Genomic DNA, 19,962 nt, shown 5'->3' with positions numbered 1-19,962 from the left:
AGTTATACTTATATGTAGTTTTATTAAAAATATACAAATGCCTTTTTCATACTTTATTTAACCGAACTGTAAGGATCAAAGCTTCTCTCAGAAATCCCTGAAACGCAAGCAAACTTCCCTGATTCGGTTAAATTCATACGAAAAACACAGCAGAAAGGACTTATCCCTATGAGCGACTATAATTTAGAAACTAAATGTATCCACTCCGGCTATACCCCATCCAAGGGCGAGCCCTGTGCACTTCCTGTCTATCAGAGCACCACTTACAAATATGACACCACCGACGAAATGGGCCAGTTATTTGATCTGAAGGCAGACGGATATTTTTATACCCGTCTCCAGAATCCGACCAACGATGCCGTAGCCGCAAAGATCGCAGATCTGGAAGGCGGTGTTGCTGCGATCCTGACTTCTTCTGGACAGGCAGCCAACTTCTACGCAGTATTTAATATCTGCGAGGCAGGCGATCACGTTGTTGCCGCTTCTACCATTTACGGAGGAACCTTCAACCTTCTTGCCGTCACCTTCAAGAAGCTTGGCATTGACTGCACCTTTGTTGATACCGATGCAACAGAAGAAGAGATCGCTGCCGCATTTAAACCAAATACAAAGGTTCTCTTTGCAGAAACCATTGCCAATCCGGCTCTGGTCGTCCTGGACATCGAGAAATTTGCACACGTTGCACACCAGAACGGCGTGCCTCTTATTGTGGATAACACCTTTGCCACACCGGTAAACTGCCGTCCCTTCGAGTGGGGTGCAGATATCGTTACCCACTCCACCACCAAATATATGGACGGGCATGCCGTTCAGGTAGGCGGCGCCATTGTCGACAGCGGTAACTTCGACTGGGATGCCTACGGCCATAAATATCACGGCCTGACAGAGCCGGATGAATCCTATCACGGCGTCATCTATACAAAGCAGTTTGGAAAAAAAGCTTACATCACTAAGGCTACTTCCCAGCTGATGCGTGATCTGGGCTCTATTCCATCCCCGATGAACTGCTTCCTTCTGAACCTCGGCCTGGAAACGCTTCCACTGCGTGTTGAACGCCATTGCTCCAATGCCCAGAAGATCGCAGAATACCTGAACGCACACGAAAAGGTTTCTCATGTAAATTATGCAGGACTTCCGGAGGATAAATATCACGCACTGGCTCAGAAATATATGAAGGATGGTCGTACCTGCGGCGTTATCTCCTTTGAACTGACCGGTGGCCGTGATGCAGCAGTCCGTTTTATGGACAGTCTGAAGCTTGCCACCATCGCAACTCATGTTGCTGCTTCCATCACTATGGTCCTTCACCCAGCCAGCCATACCCACCGTCAGATGAACGACGAGCAGCTGGTTGAAGCAGGAGTTTCTCCCGGAATGATCCGTCTTTCCATTGGTATCGAAAATGTGAATGATATTATCAAGGATCTGGATCAGGCACTGAAAAATGCATAAATAACCAATTCAAAAAGGAAGGATGCATCTGCTCATGCATGATGTATCCTTCCTTTTTATGATATATTTTCTCCTACTCTCAATTATGGCATTTCCGCAAATTACCTGCATCCTGTTCTGAAAGGCTTTCTTCTGGCGCATAAATTCCTGCAGCTGCTGCATGTATCTGAAACTACCTTACAAAATCCATTATTCATCTTTTTCCAGCTGTTTGATCAGCTGGTTCACATATGTAGAAAGCCCCGCCACCAGGACTCCCTGTGTTGTGGATGTAAATACTGCCATTGCAATATCCTGTGCATTTTTACAGGAACAGGTAGCAAAAACATAAATTCCGCATATAAGGATTCCTGCACACCCCAATATCAGCGGAATATATTTGTCCTTCACAGCCTGAGCCTCCTTCAGTGCGATCCCCATAAAATACAAAGCGATCGCTGTGATCAGCAATTCCGGTTTAATATAATCCACAAGCGCTTCCATAAATATTCTCAATATCTCCCCTGCCGCTTTGATTTATTTTATGAATTTCTCCAAAAAATATTTCATAAATTCCCCAAAAATGTTAGCTACGTGTTCGCTATTGCTGTTTTTTCGCACTTTTTGAAAATATTTTGTTCTATTCCGATTCAAAAAGAAAAAGGCCATAAACCCTAAGGTTTACAGCCTTTCCCACTATTTTTCGTTATCTGAAATCAGAACTTGCCAGCGTCAGCAGCTTCCTGTACGGAAACAGCTACAGCAACTGTCATACCAACCATCGGGTTGTTTCCAGCGCCGATAAGACCCATCATCTCTACGTGAGCCGGTACGGAAGAAGATCCTGCGAACTGAGCGTCAGAATGCATACGTCCAAGTGTATCAGTCATACCGTAGGAAGCAGGACCTGCTGCCATGTTGTCCGGATGAAGTGTACGTCCTGTACCACCGCCGGAAGCAACGGAGAAGTATTTTTTGCCTTTCTCGTTGCACTCTTTTTTGTATGTTCCTGCTACCGGATGCTGGAAACGAGTCGGGTTTGTGGAGTTTCCTGTGATGGAAACGTCAACGCCCTCTTTCCACATGATCGCAACACCTTCCGGAACGCTGTTAGCGCCGTAGCAGTTAACCTTTGCACGAAGTCCCTCAGAATAGGATTTACGGAATACTTCCTTAACCTCGTTCTTATATGGATCATACTCTGTCTCTACATATGTAAAGCCGTTGATACGGGAGATGATCTGAGCAGCATCTTTTCCAAGACCGTTCAGGATAACACGAAGAGGTTTTTTACGAACCTTGTTTGCTTTCTCTGCGATACCGATCGCACCCTCAGCTGCTGCGAAAGACTCATGTCCTGCAAGGAAGCAGAAGCAGTCTGTCTCTTCCTCAAGAAGCATCTTTCCAAGGTTTCCATGTCCAAGACCTACTTTACGTGTGTCTGCAACGGATCCCGGGATACAGAAAGCCTGAAGGCCTTCTCCGATAGCTGCTGCTGCGTCAGCGGCTCTTCTGCAGCCTTTTTTGATCGCGATAGCTGCACCTACTGTGTAAGCCCAACAAGCGTTCTCGAAGCAGATCGGCTGAATGCCTTTGATCTGATCGTAAACGTTCAGTCCTGCGTCTTTAGTGATTTTCTCAGCTTCTTCGATAGAAGCGATTCCATAGCTGTTTAAAACAGAATTGATCTTGTCAATTCGTCTCTCATATGATTCAAATAAAGCCATTTCCTGTAACCTCCTGATATTTTTACCTTACGAAGTGTAATTACTCTTTTCTTGGGTCGATGATCTTAACAGCATCTGCAACACGGCCGTACTGACCTTTTGCTTTCTCCCATGCTGTGTTCGGGTCATCACCTTTCTTAATGAAGTCAGTCATTTTTCCAAGGCTTACGAACTGATATCCGATGATCTCATCGTTCTCATCAAGAGCGATACCTGTAACATAACCCTCAGCCATCTCAAGGTAACGAGGTCCTTTTTTCAGAGTTCCATACATTGTACCAACCTGAGAACGAAGTCCTTTTCCAAGGTCCTCAAGACCAGCGCCTACTGCAAGTCCGTCCTCGGAGAATGCAGACTGGGAACGTCCGTAAACGATCTGAAGGAAAAGCTCTCTCATAGCTGTATTGATTGCATCACATACAAGGTCTGTGTTCAGTGCCTCCATAACGGTAAGTCCTGGAAGGATCTCAGAAGCCATAGCTGCAGAGTGAGTCATTCCTGAACATCCGATTGTCTCAACAAGTGCCTCCTGGATGATTCCCTCTTTAACGTTAAGGGAAAGCTTACAAGCACCCTGCTGCGGAGCACACCAGCCAACACCGTGTGTAAATCCGGAGATATCCTTTACTTCTTTTGCCTGAACCCATTTTGCTTCTTCCGGGATCGGAGCGGCACCATGATGTACGCCCTGTGCCACTGGACACATTTCTTCTACTTCGCGTGAATAAATCATTTTAAAACTCCTTTCAAGTATAGATTGACCGATGTTATTGAGAAAAAAAGTTCGATAACACCCTATGGCTATTTTCTCACAAAACCGTTGTTTCGTCCAGTCATATTTGATAAAATTTTGCCATAAAACGCATAATATTGGTAGGTATTCCGGCAGTATTGCATGCCTAACTGTCAAATATTTCTGGCAACTGCTGTATGTATGTGATAATATATTAGCAAGTTTAACCCTGGAGGTATATTTTTCATGAATGCATCTGTGGATTCTGTTTTTCCAGAAAAATACCGCATTCTCAGCGGAAGCGCTCTGAAGATGATCGCGGTCATCACCATGCTGATCGATCATATCGGAGCTGTGCTGCTCAGTATGTATCAGCCTGCACAGAAAATCCTGTTTACACTTTTCGGCAGAGAATATACTGTATATCTTATTTTCCGCGATATCGGAAGAGCTGCTTTTCCCATCTTCTGTTTTCTCCTGCTGGAAGGCTTCCGGCATACACGGAGCCGGTTCCTCTATGGAAGAAATCTCCTTCTTTTTGCGCTGCTCTCAGAAATTCCGTGGAATCTGATGTTTACAAATACGCTGCGTTACGAAAGACAAAATGTGTTTTTTACGCTTTTCCTCGGATATCTGGCCTTTTGTGCCATCGAATATTTCCAGACCAGACCTTCGATGCAGCTTCTCTGCATCCTGGGACTGCTTGTTGTTTCCATTTTTCTGAAAGCAGACTATGGATGGCGGGGGTATATCTTCCTGCTGATCATATACTATATGCGAAACGATAAACCAGGCCAGGCAATCCTCGGAAGCTGCTGGCTTTACTATGAATGGAGAGCCTCCTTTGCCTTTCTGTCCATTAACCTGTACAATGGAAAAAGAGGCTTCATCCGCGGAAAATCAGCAAAATATTTCTTTTACTGGTTTTACCCAGTCCATATTATAGGACTGGTCATACTTCGACAGCTTTTGTTTTTATCTTAATCCCGCCCGCTCCCGGTCGGTTCATCCTTCCACGACCAATACTGTTGCATCCATCACCCCATCAAAAAAAGCTGCACTCTCTCAAAAGTGCAGCCTAAATGCGTGTCCAGAAGAATCTGTTTCTTATTTTTTCTTTACGATTTCTTTTGCATTTTTATAAATGGAATCTGCAGGAACACATCCACGTACCGGTGACAGCGGGTAGATATTAGAATTCCGTCCGATCACAGTACCGGGATTCAGCACAGAACCGCATCCGACTTCAACATGATCTCCGAGCATCGCTCCGAATTTCTTAAGACCGGTTTCGATCTCTTCATCCCCGTCTTTTACGACAACCAGCTTCTTGTCTGATTTTACGTTGGAACAGATCGATCCGGCACCCATGTGGGACTTATATCCCAGCACAGCATCTCCAACATAATTATAATGGGGAACCTGAACCTTGTTAAACAGCACTGCATTCTTAAGCTCTGTGGAATTTCCCACAACTGCGCCCTCACCAACGATAGCCTTGCCGCGGATAAACGCACAGTGGCGCACCTCGGCGTCTCTGCCAATGATAGCCGGTCCGGTGATACTTGCAGTCGGCGCAACTGTAGCGGATCTTGCGATCCATACATTTTCGCCCTTCTCCTCATATTCAGAAGGATCCAGTGTTTTTCCCAGCTTGATAATGAAATCTCCGATCTCCGGAAGAACCTCCCACGGATAGGTTTTTCCCTCAAAAAGCTCTGCTGCAATGGTCTCATTCAGATCCAGCATATTGCTGATAGTAAAATCTTTCATCATGATGATTTCTTTCCTCCCTGTCTGGAAGCTCGCTCCGGCTTCCTGTAGTTTACAGCGGCCACATCAAAAAACTGCCGCAGGTTATACTGATAATTGCTTGCCTCCACCTGCCGGGTACGTACCCGCACAAAATGCTCCAGCTTGTCCATATATTCCTGTTCCGTGATGCTGCCCTCTGCCACATAGGTGAGCCCCTTTTCCCAGCTTGCCGTAAGCTCCGGGTTCAGAAGCTGCCGGATAGAACAATTTACCACATCAAAGATCATTTCCCCAAGAAGCGTTGGAGTGATCACCTGGGTCTTTTTGTTCAGTGCCAGATATTTGATGTTAAAAAGCTTCTTCAGGATCTCGGCACGGGTAGCACTGGTGCCGATCCCGCTTCCCTTGATCTGGGCTCGAAGCTCCTCATCCTCGATCAGCTGTCCTGCATTTTCCATGGCAAGGATCATGGAACCGGAATTGTATCGTTTGGGCGGTGAAGTCTCACCCTCCTTGATACTCAAACCGTTCACAGGAAGTATATCACCCTTTTTCAGCTTCTGCAACGCCTCCAGGAGCACAGTATCACAGGAAACCTCGTCTTCCTCTCCATTTCTATTTTTCTCACTGTCTGAAGCCCTTTTCCGTGAAAAAGAATTCGTGGCGATCTTCAGATAGCCTTCTTCTTTGAGAACCTTAAAGGATGAAAAGAATGCCTCGCCGTCCAGCTTCGTCACAAGACTCACCTTCTGATAAACGGCCGGCGGATAAAAAATACACAAAAATCTCCGTACAATAGTCTCGTACACACGCTGTGCAGTAAGAGACACGCTTCCAAGCGCATTCACTCCCTGACCGGTAGGAATGATCGCGTAATGGTCTGTGATCTGCTTGTCATTCACATATCTGGTCTTTGCAATGCTTTTCCAGGATTCCATCCCCAAAACCTCTGCCGCCGCAGCACCGGCCTGCTGATAATTTCGAAGACCGGATATATTCTTGTATATCTCCTTGGCCACTGCCGTGGAAAGAACTCTGGCATCCGTTCTCGGATAAGTCACCAGCTTCTTCTCATAAAGCTCCTGTACGATCCGGAGTGTCTCGTCCGGACTGATCTTAAACAGCTTTGAGCACACATTCTGAAGCTCCGCCAGGTTAAAAAGAAGCGGCGGATTTTTGTTTTCTTTTTTTCGTTCCACCTTTTCCACAATACAGGAAAGGGGCTGGTTCACCATCAGCTGATCGATCAGCATCTGTGCATGCTCTTTTTTCCTGAAGCCGTTTTCTTTATAAAGATACGGGGACTGGAAATACCGGCTGCCTTCCACAGCCCTCCATTCACCGTCAAAATTTTCGCCTGCAAGTCCAATGCTGCCAAGGACACGGTAAAACGGTGTCTTCACAAAGACACGGATCTCCCGTTCTCTCCGCACCACCATGCCAAGAACACAGGTCATCACACGCCCAACTGCAATGGCCTGATATTTGGAATGGAGATAATTGGTGACACTGCTTCCGTAGCGCAAGGTCAGAACTCTGGAAAAATTGATTCCCATAAGATAATCTTCCTTTGCGCGGAGATACGCAGATGCAGCCAGATTATCATACTCCGAGATATCCTTCGCTTCACGGATCCCTCTTAAGATCTCTTCCTCTGTCTGGGAATCGATCCACACACGTTTCTGGACTTTTCCCCTTACTCCTGCCATCTGGGCTACCAGACGGTAGATATATTCACCCTCACGTCCGGAGTCGGTACACACATAAATGGTATCCACATCCGGCCGGTTCAGCAGTCCTTTTACGATCTCGAACTGCTTTTTGACCCCGGGGATCACTTCATATTTAAATTCGCGCGGCAAAAAAGGCAGGGTATCAAAACTCCACCTTTTAAACTTGATATCATATTTTTCGGGATAGCTCATGGTAACCAGGTGTCCTACACACCAGGTTACCACAGAATCATCAGATTCCAGATATCCGTCTTTTCTCTGACCGTTGATCTTCAAAGCCTTCGCAAATTCCTGTGCCACGCTGGGCTTCTCCGCTATGTATAAAGCCTTTGCCATACTATTTATCTGCACTCATCTTTCTAAGCGGCCATGCCAGAAGCACAGCTCCGCCAACTATATTTCCCAGTGTTACGATCACCATGCTTTTAAGCATAGCGCCGACAGACAATCCTGGCACCATACAGAATGCAACTGTAAAAATACCCATATTTGCAATACAATGCTCAAATCCGCTGACAACGAAACCTGAAATACAGATCACGATCATCAGGAACTTGCCTGACTCACTCTTCAGCTTAATGCCGCAGAGAACAGCAAGACAGACGAAGAAATTACAAAGTACCGCACGGAAAAACATCTGTCCTGCCGGAATACTCAGTTTTCCGTTTATAAATCCGGCAAAATAATCTGCTGTACCGGACGCTCCGGCACCTACAAAGATCAGCGCCAGGATCAGGCATCCCACAAAATTGCCGATGTAACTGATTCCCCAGACCTTTCCAACATCTTTCCATGATACGCTCTTGTCATACGCACCAAAAGCCATTACCAGATTGTTACCGGTAAACAGCTCTCCTCCTACCATTGCGATCAGCAGGACCGCAATAGAGAACACGATGGCTCCAAGGAATTTCCCCCATTCCGGGAATGTCTTGGAAAATACATTTCCAACAACGTTACTGTAGATCATCGCCACATCAATAAAAAATCCGGCCATGATCGCCCGCATAAAGTATTTTCCGAAATTGCTGTTCAGTAAGTTTATCTTACCCTTCGCAGCAGTTGACAGTTTCTCTACATCCTCCCTGTTCATAAATAGCACCTCCACATATTTTTAGCAAGCGTGGCACTTTGTTGCTGCTTCTTTGTTCACAGCAACACGCTTTCCGGAAATCTGCTTGTTATATTGTAACACTTTACTAATTATTTAACAATAAAAATGCGAAAATTTTCAAAAATTTCCGTTTTGTTACATACAACAAACAATATCCGTTTTATACCAGAACACGATAGATGCCATCCCAGGCCAGTTCCTTTTTTTTCAGGAATTTTTCTGTTTCCTCCTCTGATTGCTCCACGCATTTCCATGCCAGTCCGCACTGGGCACTGATCTCTGAAGGGATCGGGATCAGCCTTCCCGGAAATTCGGATTCCCTGGCCGTTCTTTCCATTTTCATGGCAGCCGTGGTTGTGGAAAATGTCACAACTGTAGTAATTACTTTTCTGCGCATATCTCCTTTGTTCCTTCCACATACGCAAAAACAGGACACCGGAAAAACCGATATCCCGTTTCTGATGATTTTCTTTATTTCCTGTAAAGGATCCAGTTCTTATTTAGCCTGGATATATCCTTTCGCTTTCAGAGTTTCTGCACAGAGAACTGCTCCGCCTGCGGCACCTCTTACTGTGTTATGGGAAAGTCCGATGAACTTGTAATCATAAACAGTATCCTCACGAAGACGTCCTACAGATACTCCCATTCCATTCTCATAGTTTACATCCATCTGTACCTGCGGACGGTTGTCCTCCTCAAGATACTGGATGAACTGCTTCGGAGCGCTTGGAAGCTCAAGCTCCTGCGGAAGTCCCTTAAACTCAACCAGCTTCTGGATCAGTTGCTCTTTGGTAGGTTTCTTGCGGAATTTAACGAATACAGCTGCTGTATGTCCGTTGAGGACCGGAACACGTACACACTGGCATGTGATGACAGGTGTGGTAGCCGGAACGATCACGCCGTCCTCGATCTTGCCCCAGAGTCTTAATGGCTCCTTCTCACTCTTCTCTTCCTCACCACCGATGTACGGAATGATGTTGTGCTCCATCTCCGGCCAGTCCTTGAAGGTTTTTCCTGCTCCGGAAATAGCCTGGTATGTAGTGGCAACTACTTCATACGGCTCGAACTCTTTCCATGCGGTAAGTACCGGAGCGTAGCTCTGGATAGAGCAGTTCGGTTTAACAGCTACAAAGCCGCGTTTTGTTCCGAGACGTTTCTTCTGGAATTCGATAACCTCGAAGTGCTCCGGATTGATTTCCGGAACTACCATCGGAACGTCCGGTGTCCAGCGGTGTGCGCTGTTGTTGGACACAACCGGTGTCTCTGTCTTTGCATATTCTTCCTCGATCGCCTTGATCTCATCCTTAGTCATATCAACTGCGGAAAATACAAAGTCAACAGTAGCTGCAACCTTCTCAACCTCGTGGATATCCATAACAACCAGCTTCTTTACTGCCTCCGGCATCGGAGTATCCATTTTCCATCTGCCGCCTACAGCCTCCTCGTAGGTCTTGCCTGCGCTTCTCGGGCTTGCCGCTACAGTAACCACCTCAAACCACGGGTGATTCTCCAGAAGAGAAATGAATCTCTGACCAACCATTCCAGTTGCACCTAAAATACCGACTTTAAGCTTTTCACTCATAATAAAACTCTCCTCATCTTGTGTCCCTCCATGGCACACATTTGTCTTTTCTGTAAATACTATACCAATTTTTCCTAAAATGCAAGCATTATCTTAATTTTTTTCAAGATATTCTTTATTCTGAGCGATCACCTGCTCCATCACGTCCGGTCCCGGCGCTCCCAGAGTCACACGTTTTTCCACGCAGGTCTTCATACTGATGGCTTCATAGATGTCCTCCTCAAACACAGGACTGATCTCTTTGTACTCGGAAAGCGGAAGCTCATCCAGAGAGATTCCCTTATCCAGACAGAGAAGGACCAGTCTTCCGACGATGCCGTGAGCATCACGGAACGGTACACCGTGGTTAACCAGATAGTCCGCTGCGTCTGTGGCGTTTGTAAAGCCTCTCTTTGCACTTGCCTCCATGTTGGCTTTGTTGAACTGCATAGTGGAAACCATGCCGGTAAACAGGGCGATACAGCCCTTTACAGTGTCGATGGCATCAAAGGTCAGCTCCTTGTCTTCCTGCATATCTTTGTTGTATGCAAGCGGGATTCCCTTCATGGTTGTGAGAATAGATGTCAGCGCTCCGTAAACACGGCCTGTTTTTCCACGGACAAGCTCTGCGATATCCGGATTCTTCTTCTGCGGCATGATACTGCTGCCTGTGCTGTATGCGTCATCGATCTCAACGAAACGGTACTCATTGGAATTCCACAGAATGATCTCCTCTGAAAAACGGCTCAGATGCATCATGATCGTAGAAAACGCACTGAGAAGCTCGATGACATAATCTCTGTCAGATACGGAATCCATACTGTTTCTGGTTGGTGCATCAAAGCCGAGAAGCTCTGCAGTATAGGCACGATCCAACGGATAAGTGGTTCCTGCCAGTGCTCCCGCTCCAAGCGGACAGGTATTCATTCTCTTACGGATATCAAAAAGTCTGTCACGGTCTCTGCGGAACATCTCAAAATATGCGCCTACATGGTGTGCCAGAGTTACCGGCTGTGCCTTCTGAAGGTGGGTAAATCCCGGCATGTAGGTGTGAACATTCTCTTCCATGATCTTCTGCAGGGCAAGAAGAAGGTCCTTCAGCTCCTTATCTGTCTCATCGATCTCGTCGCGGACATAAAGCTTCATATCCAGAGCTACCTGGTCATTACGGCTTCTTCCTGTGTGAAGCTTCTTTCCGGCATCTCCGATACGGTCGATCAGGTTTGCCTCCACGAAGCTGTGGATATCCTCATACTCCGCTGTGATCTCCAGCTTTCCTGCTTCCACGTCTGCAAGGATACCGTCCAGTCCTTCTGTAATCTGCTCCTTTTCTTCCTCTGTCAGGATCCCCTGTTTTGCAAGCATGGCAACATGTGCCTTGCTTCCACGGATATCCTGTCTGTAAAATTTTTGATCAAAGGAAATGGATGCGTTAAAATTGTAAACCAGCTTGTCCGTTTCTTTTGTAAAACGGCCTCCCCATAACTGTGCCATATTGATTCTTCCTCACTTTTCTTTTTTGCGGCAGAACTGTCTTCTCCGGACATACACGAGCTCCGTCTCCCGGACGTCTGCACTTTTCTGTGTTAGTGTAACATATTTTTATAAAAATGCAAAGTTTTTCATAATTATACGTTTGCTGTCTTCAGCCGTTGTTACTGTTCACTCGATTCTCAGTAACCAGCCGTTCTCTGTCCATGGCTTCTTTCTTTGAAAATACACAGCCGCAATAATTCTGCCGGTACAGAGCATGCTCATGAGACAGTTCAATAGAACGCTTGTAGCCATTCTTTTTCTTAAAATCCGAAGTCAGATGTGGCACTTTATAGATTTCTGCCAGCTCCTCGCCAATCTCATTGATCTTCTGTGCATTTTTCAGCGGACTGATACTTAAGGTTGTGGTGAAATAATCATATCCGCCCTCCTTCGCCAGTTTTGCCGCCTCTTCCATCCGCAGACGGTAACACCGAAAGCACCGTTCTCCTCCTTCCGGAACATCTTCCAGGCCTTTGGCCATCTCGTAAAATTCCTTCGGGTCATACCGTCCCTCCACTAGCGTTACCGGATGGACAAATTCCATCTCCCCGATCAGGCGGCGGATCTCAGCCACGCGGTGTGAATATTCCTCCACCGGTGCGATATTGGGATTATAAAAAAATATCGTGATTTCAAAATACTGCGACAGATATTCCATCACATAGCTGCTGCATGGCGCACAGCAGGCATGCAGAAAAAGTCTGGGGGTTTTCCCTTCTTTCTGGTTTCTTTCAATCAGTTTATCCAGTTCTTTCTGGTAGTTTCTCTTGTTCAATGTTTGTAATTCCTTTCTCTATGACCGTTTTCAGGCAGACATTAAAGTATGCATCTCTGCCATTGGCCTTCTCATGTTTCAGACATATGATAATATTATACCATTATCTACGAAAAGGAGGCAACATCCATGAATCCTGTCCTGAAAGTGCGGGACGTGTGTCTCTCCTATCACACATTGTCCGGTGAGACACCCGCCCTTTCTCATATATCCTTTGACCTGATGCCCGGTGAATTCCTGTCCATTGTAGGACCTTCCGGATGCGGAAAATCCACTCTTCTGAATCTCATTGCCGGCCTGCTCACTCCGGAACACGGTTCCATTACTCTGGGAAACCGTCCGGTATCCTCCGGCAGTGCCGCTGTAGGATATATGCTCCAGAAGGATCATCTTCTGGAATGGCGGAGCATCTACAAAAACATCCTTCTCGGCCTGGAGATCCGGAAAGAGCTCACACCTGAAAAGCTGGCACATGCAGAAGCCCTTCTTCAGACCTACGGTCTGGACCGTTTCCGTGATGCCCGCCCTTCCCAGCTTTCCGGCGGTATGCGCCAACGTGCCGCTCTGATCCGGACCCTGGTGCTGGAACCGGAGCTCCTTCTTCTGGACGAACCATTTTCCGCTCTGGATTACCAGACCCGCTTAAATGTCAGTGATGATATAGGAAAAATCCTCAAAAGCTCCGGCAAGCCTGCGATCCTGGTCACTCACGATATCTCCGAAGCCATCAGTATGGCCGACCGGGTACTGATCCTTTCTGCACGTCCTGCCACTGTACGAAAGATCATTGATATCGATCTGGATATCAGCGACCGCACTCCCCTCTCCTCCAGAAATGCTCCGGATTTTAAAAAATATTTTAACATCATATGGAAGGAGCTCAATGAAAATGCCTGAAATTTCCAGACAGCAGAAACAATATCTTGCACGGCAAAAAAAAGAAAAAAACATTATCCTGGCTGCACGGACACTTCTTTTTGTTCTGTTTATGGGACTTTGGGAAATATCCTCTGATCTTGGATGGATCGATTCCTTTATCTTCAGTAGTCCTTCCCTGATCGCAGAGACCTTTCTTTCCATGTGCAGGGATCAGTCCCTGTTTGCACATATTGCCGTGACACTGGCAGAAACTCTTGTCAGTTTCTTTTTTGTTGTGATCCTGGGTGTAGGAACCGCAGTACTTCTCTGGTGCTCCCGACGGATCGCACGGATCCTGGAGCCATGTCTGGTGGTACTGAACAGTCTCCCGAAATCTGCTCTGGCCCCTCTTCTGATCGTATGGCTTGGTGCCAACGAACGTACCATTGTAGTCGCCGGCATGTCTGTAGCCATCTTCGGCTCCGTTATCAATCTGTACTCCGGTTTCTGCCAGGCAGATCCGGAAAAGCTGAAGCTGATCGAAACTCTTGGGGGACACAAAAAGGAAAAGCTTCTGAAGATCGTCCTGCCCTCCTCCGTTCCTCTTATCCTGAGTGTGATGAAGGTCAACATCGGGCTTTGCCTGGTAGGCGTGATCATCGGAGAATTTATCGGTGCCCGAAAAGGCCTGGGATACCTGATCATTTACGGAAGCCAGACATTCAGACTTACATGGGTCCTGATGTCCATTGTGATCCTCTGCATCATTGCCATGCTGCTGTATTTTGCACTTTATCTTATTGAAAAACAGGTCCGGAAGCATTAGCTGTAAAAAGGGCGTGTAAAAATGATCTCTCATTTTTTACACGCCTCTTTTGCTCTTATAACCTTTGTTTCAAAGTTTTCCCACGGCAAAGGCCGTGCATAATAAAAGCCCTGGATCTCATCGCAGCTCAGGCTTCGCAGGATCTCCACCTGTTTTGCTTTCTCCACGCCCTCGGCAAGAACCTTCATTCCCAGGCTGTGTGCCAGCGAAATGGTATGACGGATCACCTGCTGCCCACGAAAATTCTCTATGTAATCGATCAGACTTTTATCCAGCTTCAGAGTATCGAATGGCAGCTGGTTCAGGCTTGTCATAGATGAATAGCCGGAGCCAAAATCATCCATATGCAGCTCGAATCCTGCATCCACCATCTTCTCTATGAGCTTACTGATCCGATCATTATACAACGTAGCAGTTTCTGTCAATTCAATGGGAACAGAAGAAAACGGAATGCCATTTTCTTCCACGATCTTCACATAACGACAGATCATATTATCGTAATGGATACTGGCACGTGACAGATTCACCGAAATCGGAAGTATCTTTTTCCCTGATCTTATACGTTCCCCCTGGATGCTGCATACCTTTCGGAAAACATATTCATCAAGGCGTACGATCAGACCATCCTTCTCAAAAAGAGGGATAAATTCTCCCGGCGAAACCATAGTTCCTTCCGCTCTCTTCCAGCGCACCAGTGCCTCCGCCCCAACGATCTCTTCTGTCTCCACACTGTATTTCGGCTGCAGGTAGACTACGAATTCTTCATTGCGTATAGCCTCCACGAAAGCATTCTCCATCTGTCCGTTACGGATATGCCTCTTTCTCATCTCATCATCATAAAAAGCGATCTGGTGCTCATAGTCATCCCGGATACTCTTCATGGCCAGAAAAGCCCTGTCACAGATCAGGGTAAAAGGCAGTGTCTTATCCACATTCTCATAGACCCCATAGTTGACCACCAGATTAGGAATCGGTGCTCCACTCTCGACCCTGTGGATAAATTTCTCCATATCTGTCATACGGATCTCTTTCTTTCCATATATGATGGCTACAAACTGGTCTCCTCCATATCTGCCCACCGTCCCGTAGCGAACCTGATTTCTATACGTATCTCCCAGATAGGTAAGAACCTGATCACCGGTCTTCTCTCCATAGGTTCCGTTGATCCATTTAAAGTTCTTTATATCTGCCACCACCACATGAAAATCCTGATTCGTATTAAAGCGCATCAGCGTCTTTGCATGATGGAAAAAGGCCTGTCTGATATAAAGCCCTGTAAGATCATCATATTCCAGAGCTGAGAGTACCATCACGGACTCTCTCAGCTTGATCACATTGTTGATCTTACTTTTTAATATACGGACATTATACGGTTTCCGTACAAAATCCACTGCTCCCAGTTCCAGACATCGCACCTCATCCTCCAACCGGTTACTTCCGGTTATGATGATCACAGGCACAGAGGTCAGCATCACATCATCACGGATCAGCTCCAGAAACTGAAATTCATCACATACCGGCACACTCATATCAAGAAGAATTGCAGAAAGGGTTTTGTAATTCTCAGACAGACGCTTCATCCCCTCTGCTTCATTCATCGCAGAGATAACCTCAAAACTGCCCTCCAGATGTTCTGTAAGCGCTTTCCGATCCGTCTCGTCATTCACTACAATAAGAAGTTTTCTTCCGGATGCTGTTCCTCCTGGTTCCAGTATGGCCTCCATCTCACTGTACCGTACATCCATATCCTCATTGGCAAAAGCAAACACCACGGTCTGAAAATCCTCAGCCGTTCCTACCCTGGCACATTTCACATAGAAATATTCAATCCTCCCGTTGCTTCGGCGTACACGATAATGTACCATCAACTGGGGAATCCTTGTAAGACGTTGGCATATCTTCTCAAAATCCATCATCTGATGCATCCGGATCCTGTCCTCTGCCGCAACACTGCTCTCAATATAAATATCCATGATCTTCTCATAGGATTCATCCCTGCGAAGTCCCTCCTCCCCATAAGCTCCACTCTGCCCCTGGAAGCGGCATACCTGGACCTTATGAGTCTCTCTGTCAACAGAGTAGATATTGATAAAATTTTTTCCGAGAACATTAATGATCCCCATAAGAATCGGATTCTCCATCATTCCGCTGCTGATCTCATCATTCGTCTCTGTATCCGAAAAAACAAGGGCATGTCCTGTCCCGCCGGATTCCAGCGGAATCTCCACAGCATCAACCGAACGCAGGATATTCCGTCCCGGTTCCAGATAATTCTTCGGACCTTTGATCCCGTTAACGACCGGACAGATCTCACAGGGAGTTTCTCTGTTTCTCAGACAGTGATAGCATTTCTCGCCCCTCTTCAGCTGCGGATAGATCTCACGTGCTGCCAGGTTATAGCTGATAATCTTATAATCCTCATCTATGACATACATTCCCGATGCATTTTTCCCCACGAGCATCACCTCCTGATTCGTAAATTTCTCATAGATCCTTCGTGACAGTTACTGTCTCAAAATCCTTAAATATTCCTTCATTATATACGATTTTTCTGATAACTGCAATTATCTTTCGTATTATTTATTTTTCATATTGGTTTTATTATATTTCGGTTATCAGCGCATCTGAAAAGATTTCCCCCTGAGCGGAACCCCGGCAAGCTCCGCAAGCCTTTTGATCCCGGAATCTGCTATGGATACCGCACTCTCCACATGATTGAAATCTGTGGCACTGTAATCAAACAGGATATTTCCCTGTGCTTCAAACTCCTCGTCCCGTTCCCAGAAAAAGAATCTCATAGGCATACAGTCAAAGGCCCTGATCTCATATCCCACATCACCCTGGGGCAGTTCCCTGCCGTCAAGCTTCTGAAACGCCTCCCTCAATTCCTTTTCATGGCCGGAAAATGTAGCACTGAACACATCCGTCTCTCCGATCTGATACGCCGGCGCAAATGGTCTTGCATTCCTGAGATCTGCAAAAGGGACCCACTTATCCATAATAAAAGCCCCCTCTTTCGCATACCCCAGAAGCGTATAAATATTCAGCATCTCCGTAGTATCCGGTTCTCTCTGTCCATCCAGGCTCTGGATACTGCCGTCTTCCAGACTCACCCCATATCTTCTTCCGAAATGAATGATCGTGAGAAACCCGTTTTCTTCCTTCAGTTCCGGCACCCGTTTATGCAGATCTGCCTGATCCATCTTCAAAAAGCGTTGTGCCCACTCTTCACATAGTTTTACATAGTTGGAAATTCTTTCTTCTTTCATCCTGTCTTCTCCCTGTCTGATATCGATATCCTTTCTCCGCTGTATTCCGGACTTTTTTTACAGAATACACTGCTTTCACATTTTCCGCAAGAATCTTCGCCGATGTATCCGAAATCCGGCTATTTTCAGTGTTACTGTTTTTTCAGAATCCCGGAACCTTCTTAAGCGTTTCTTTTTTTCGACAGATCATCCATCAATTTTCCCAAATCCGTCTAATTTCCCAATATAAAAATAACGTTTTTTTGCACAAAAAACTGGATTTTCTTTTTTAAAAGGTGTATAATATTAACAAAGTTTATTGTTTTTATGGTTAAAGACACCTGGCAGTAAACAAGAAATGAAAGTGAGGATTCGCCATGAAACAAAACAGTATGTTAGCAATGATCCTGGCCGGTGGAAGAGGAAGTCGTCTTCACGAGTTGACGAATAAAGTTGCCAAGCCAGCCGTTGGTTATGGCGGTAAATACCGTATCGTGGATTTTCCGCTCAGTAACTGTGCCAACAGCGGCATTGATGTCGTAGGTGTACTGACACAGTATGAATCAGTTTTACTGAACAGCTATGTAGCAGCCGGTGGCCGCTGGGGCCTTGATGCCAAGGACAGCGGAGTTTATGTACTTCCTCCACGTGAGAAGGCTGATGCCGGTCTGGATGTATACCGTGGAACAGCTGATGCGATCTCTCAGAATATTGATTTCATCGACTCACAGAACCCGGAATACCTTCTGATCCTTTCCGGTGACCACATCTATAAGATGAATTATGCAAAGATGCTTGATGACCATATCCAGCATAAGGCAGATGCGACTATTGCAGTTATCGAGGTTCCCATGAAGGAAGCCAGCCGTTTCGGTATCATGAACACCGGTGAAGATGATCGCATCGTGGAATTTGAAGAGAAACCGGAACACCCGAAGAGCAATCTTGCCTCCATGGGTATCTACATATTCAACTGGAAGCTTCTGCGCAAGCTCCTGCTGGCAGATATCAAAAATCCGGATTCCAATCACGATTTCGGTAAAGACATCATCCCTACACTCCTTGCACAGGACAAAGCACTCTACGCCTACAAGTTCAAAGGCTACTGGAAGGATGTAGGAACCATCGATTCCCTCTGGGAAGCAAACATGGATCTTCTCAGTCCTAACAGTGAACTGGATCTTAACGATCCTACCTGGAAAATCTACACTGAGGATGCTACCTCTCTTCCACAGTATATCTGTGATACAGCTGTGATCAACACTGCTTTCATTACTCAGGGCTGTGTTGTAGAAGGTGAGATCACCAACTCCGTACTTTTCACAGGCGTCAAGGTCGGTCCTGGTGCCAAGATCATCGACAGTGTCCTGATGCCGGGTGTTGTTGTTGAAGCAGGTGCCGTTGTCCAGCGTGCTCTCGTTGCAGACGGAGTCGTGATCGGTGCCAATGCTCGTGTCGGTTCCAAGGACAGTGAGCACATCGAACTTGTATCAAAACGTGTAAAGGGGGCTGAGTAATATGTTTAAAGCATTTGGAATCGTGAATTCCTCAGAAAGAAATATCCATGTGGAGGGGCTTCAGGACTACCGTGCGATCGGCGCCTTTTCATTTCTCGGAAGATATCGTGTCATCGACTTCCCGATCTCAAATATGACCAACAGCGGAATTGAGTACATTCAGGTCTATGTAAAGAACAAACCCCGTTCTCTTGTAGAACATCTCGGAACCGGACGTCACTACAACATCAACTCCAAGAGCGGTAATCTCCAACTCCTCTTTTCAGAGCATTCCGGAGTCAACGATATCTATAACACCGATATCGACAACTACTACTCCAATCTGGAGTGCATCGAAGCAGTTCATTATCCGTATGTTGTTATCGCTCCGAATTACATGATCTACACCACCGACTATTCCAAGCTGATCGATGCCCATATCGAATCCGGTGCAGATGTGACCATGCTTTATCATTCCGTTGATAATGCCAAGGAGAACTATCTGAACTGCCACATCCTGAACCTGAACCGTCAGAAGGGTGTTCTCTCCATTGAGCACAACCACGGCAATGCAAAGAACCGCAACATTTTCATGGATACCTACGTAATGAGCAAGGAGCTTTTCATCAGCCTCATCCATAAGGCAAAAGAGATCTCCTCTCTTTATACCCTTGCAGACGTGATCAATGCCGGCTGCAGAGACGGTGAGCTGGATGTGCGTGGTATATCTCATCGCGGATATTTTGCATCGATCACTGATTTCAAGAGCTATCACGATGCAAATATGGATCTGATCGACTACAAAACTGCAACCGATCTTTTCCATGATAACTGGCCGATCTATACACGCACCAACAACTCCTGTCCGACCCATTATTTTGACACAGCCAATGTTTCCAACTCCGTTATCTCCAACGGCTCCATGATCGAGGGAACTGTAGAAAATTCCATTGTCGGACGTGGCTGTACCATCAAAAAGGGCGCTGTTATCAAGAACTGTGTAGTTCTTGCAGACTGCACCATCGGTGAGAATGTCCATATCGAAAATCTGGTGGTAGACAAGCATGCCAAGATCACGCATGCCAAGGAGATCATCCGTCCTGCGGATGAGCCTGGCTACATCAAACGTAACGATACACTGTAATATTCATATATAATAAGGCCTCCGG

18 protein-coding genes are annotated in these 19,962 nt (G+C 46.2%); 6 read left to right on the top strand and 12 right to left on the bottom strand.

All coding sequences use genetic code 11. The features are described from left to right. Positions 1–168 precede the first annotated feature (168 nt). On the top strand, positions 169–1,452 hold the full coding sequence (locus NCY57_RS15115) for an O-acetylhomoserine aminocarboxypropyltransferase/cysteine synthase family protein (RefSeq protein WP_059086306.1): 1,284 nt from the start codon (positions 169–171) through the stop codon (positions 1,450–1,452). A gap of 189 nt (positions 1,453–1,641) precedes the next feature. Here the strand turns inward: NCY57_RS15115 and NCY57_RS15110 are convergent, their stop codons facing one another. The 3 genes from NCY57_RS15110 to NCY57_RS15100 all read right to left on the bottom strand — a co-directional run bounded on the left by NCY57_RS15110 (position 1,642) and on the right by NCY57_RS15100 (position 3,891). Further along, positions 1,642–1,935, bottom strand: coding sequence for a phage holin family protein (locus NCY57_RS15110; protein WP_059086307.1), 294 nt, complete (start codon positions 1,933–1,935; stop codon positions 1,642–1,644). Positions 1,936–2,147: 212 nt separating this feature from the next. Next, positions 2,148–3,158, bottom strand: coding sequence for a GGGtGRT protein (locus NCY57_RS15105; protein WP_015525727.1), 1,011 nt, complete (start codon positions 3,156–3,158; stop codon positions 2,148–2,150). Between the two features lie 40 nt (positions 3,159–3,198). Continuing rightward, positions 3,199–3,891 (bottom strand): iron-sulfur cluster assembly scaffold protein, encoded by a 693-nt coding sequence (locus NCY57_RS15100; protein WP_015525726.1) that lies wholly within the window; start codon positions 3,889–3,891, stop codon positions 3,199–3,201. A 246-nt stretch (positions 3,892–4,137) separates the two neighbouring features. Here NCY57_RS15100 and NCY57_RS15095 point away from each other — a divergent pair, with 246 nt between their 5' ends. After that, a complete protein-coding gene (locus tag NCY57_RS15095) occupies positions 4,138–4,875 on the top strand; it encodes a TraX family protein (protein WP_021651110.1) in 738 nt (245 codons plus the stop codon). 123 nt (positions 4,876–4,998) lie between these two features. On the opposite strand, the gene NCY57_RS15090 is transcribed toward NCY57_RS15095, so the two are convergent. The 7 genes from NCY57_RS15090 to NCY57_RS15060 all read right to left on the bottom strand — a co-directional run bounded on the left by NCY57_RS15090 (position 4,999) and on the right by NCY57_RS15060 (position 12,365). Beyond that, positions 4,999–5,667: a UDP-N-acetylglucosamine pyrophosphorylase gene (locus tag NCY57_RS15090; RefSeq protein ID WP_059086308.1), complete on the bottom strand. Its 669-nt coding sequence runs from the start codon at positions 5,665–5,667 to the stop codon at positions 4,999–5,001. Continuing rightward, complete coding sequence (locus tag NCY57_RS15085; RefSeq protein WP_250789803.1) at positions 5,664–7,715, bottom strand: DNA topoisomerase; 2,052 nt, start codon at positions 7,713–7,715, stop codon at positions 5,664–5,666. Before NCY57_RS15085 ends, NCY57_RS15090 begins: the two co-directional genes overlap by 4 nt. A gap of 1 nt (position 7,716) precedes the next feature. After that, the gene (locus NCY57_RS15080; RefSeq protein WP_092069266.1) at positions 7,717–8,472 is read right to left on the bottom strand and encodes a formate/nitrite transporter family protein; all 756 of its coding nucleotides are present in this window, start codon (positions 8,470–8,472) and stop codon (positions 7,717–7,719) included. 181 nt (positions 8,473–8,653) lie between these two features. Then, positions 8,654–8,890, bottom strand: coding sequence for a DUF3343 domain-containing protein (locus tag NCY57_RS15075; protein ID WP_250789802.1), 237 nt, complete (start codon positions 8,888–8,890; stop codon positions 8,654–8,656). A gap of 99 nt (positions 8,891–8,989) precedes the next feature. Continuing rightward, positions 8,990–10,075 (bottom strand): aspartate-semialdehyde dehydrogenase, encoded by a 1,086-nt coding sequence (asd, locus tag NCY57_RS15070; protein ID WP_015525720.1) that lies wholly within the window; start codon positions 10,073–10,075, stop codon positions 8,990–8,992. A 93-nt stretch (positions 10,076–10,168) separates the two neighbouring features. Then, the gene (argH, locus tag NCY57_RS15065) at positions 10,169–11,548 is read right to left on the bottom strand and encodes an argininosuccinate lyase (RefSeq protein WP_015525719.1); all 1,380 of its coding nucleotides are present in this window, start codon (positions 11,546–11,548) and stop codon (positions 10,169–10,171) included. Positions 11,549–11,699: 151 nt separating this feature from the next. Continuing rightward, entirely contained in the window at positions 11,700–12,365 is a 666-nt protein-coding gene (locus NCY57_RS15060) for an epoxyqueuosine reductase QueH (protein ID WP_059086312.1), read from the bottom strand. A 129-nt stretch (positions 12,366–12,494) separates the two neighbouring features. On the opposite strand from NCY57_RS15060, the gene NCY57_RS15055 reads away from it, so the two are divergent. Both NCY57_RS15055 and NCY57_RS15050 read left to right on the top strand, forming a co-directional pair. Continuing rightward, a complete protein-coding gene (locus NCY57_RS15055; protein ID WP_044961273.1) occupies positions 12,495–13,262 on the top strand; it encodes an ABC transporter ATP-binding protein in 768 nt (255 codons plus the stop codon). Continuing rightward, the gene (locus tag NCY57_RS15050) at positions 13,255–14,049 is read left to right on the top strand and encodes an ABC transporter permease (RefSeq protein WP_114001426.1); all 795 of its coding nucleotides are present in this window, start codon (positions 13,255–13,257) and stop codon (positions 14,047–14,049) included. The genes NCY57_RS15055 and NCY57_RS15050 overlap by 8 nt, the downstream gene beginning before the upstream one ends. Before the next feature lie 29 nt (positions 14,050–14,078). On the opposite strand, the gene NCY57_RS15045 is transcribed toward NCY57_RS15050, so the two are convergent. After that, positions 14,079–16,505 carry a putative bifunctional diguanylate cyclase/phosphodiesterase gene (locus NCY57_RS15045; protein ID WP_250789801.1) on the bottom strand — a complete coding sequence of 809 codons (2,427 nt, stop codon included), beginning with the start codon at positions 16,503–16,505 and terminating at the stop codon, positions 14,079–14,081. Positions 16,506–16,664: 159 nt separating this feature from the next. Beyond that, positions 16,665–17,318 (bottom strand): DUF3786 domain-containing protein, encoded by a 654-nt coding sequence (locus NCY57_RS15040; protein WP_110102068.1) that lies wholly within the window; start codon positions 17,316–17,318, stop codon positions 16,665–16,667. 356 nt (positions 17,319–17,674) lie between these two features. Between NCY57_RS15040 and NCY57_RS15035 the strand changes: the two genes are divergently transcribed. Together NCY57_RS15035 and glgD are read left to right on the top strand one after the other, a co-directional pair. Continuing rightward, positions 17,675–18,814 (top strand): glucose-1-phosphate adenylyltransferase, encoded by a 1,140-nt coding sequence (locus NCY57_RS15035; RefSeq protein WP_021651100.1) that lies wholly within the window; start codon positions 17,675–17,677, stop codon positions 18,812–18,814. Between the two features lies 1 nt (position 18,815). Next, a complete protein-coding gene (gene glgD, locus NCY57_RS15030) occupies positions 18,816–19,937 on the top strand; it encodes a glucose-1-phosphate adenylyltransferase subunit GlgD (RefSeq protein WP_015525715.1) in 1,122 nt (373 codons plus the stop codon). The last annotated feature ends 25 nt before the right edge of the window (positions 19,938–19,962 follow it).

Origin of the sequence: Blautia sp. MB18-30 (genome assembly GCF_023669475.1) — a bacterium.
In the GTDB taxonomy this organism is placed as follows: domain Bacteria; phylum Bacillota; class Clostridia; order Lachnospirales; family Lachnospiraceae; genus Blautia_A; species Blautia_A fusiformis.
This window is presented reverse-complemented; position numbering and strand designations above follow the sequence as displayed.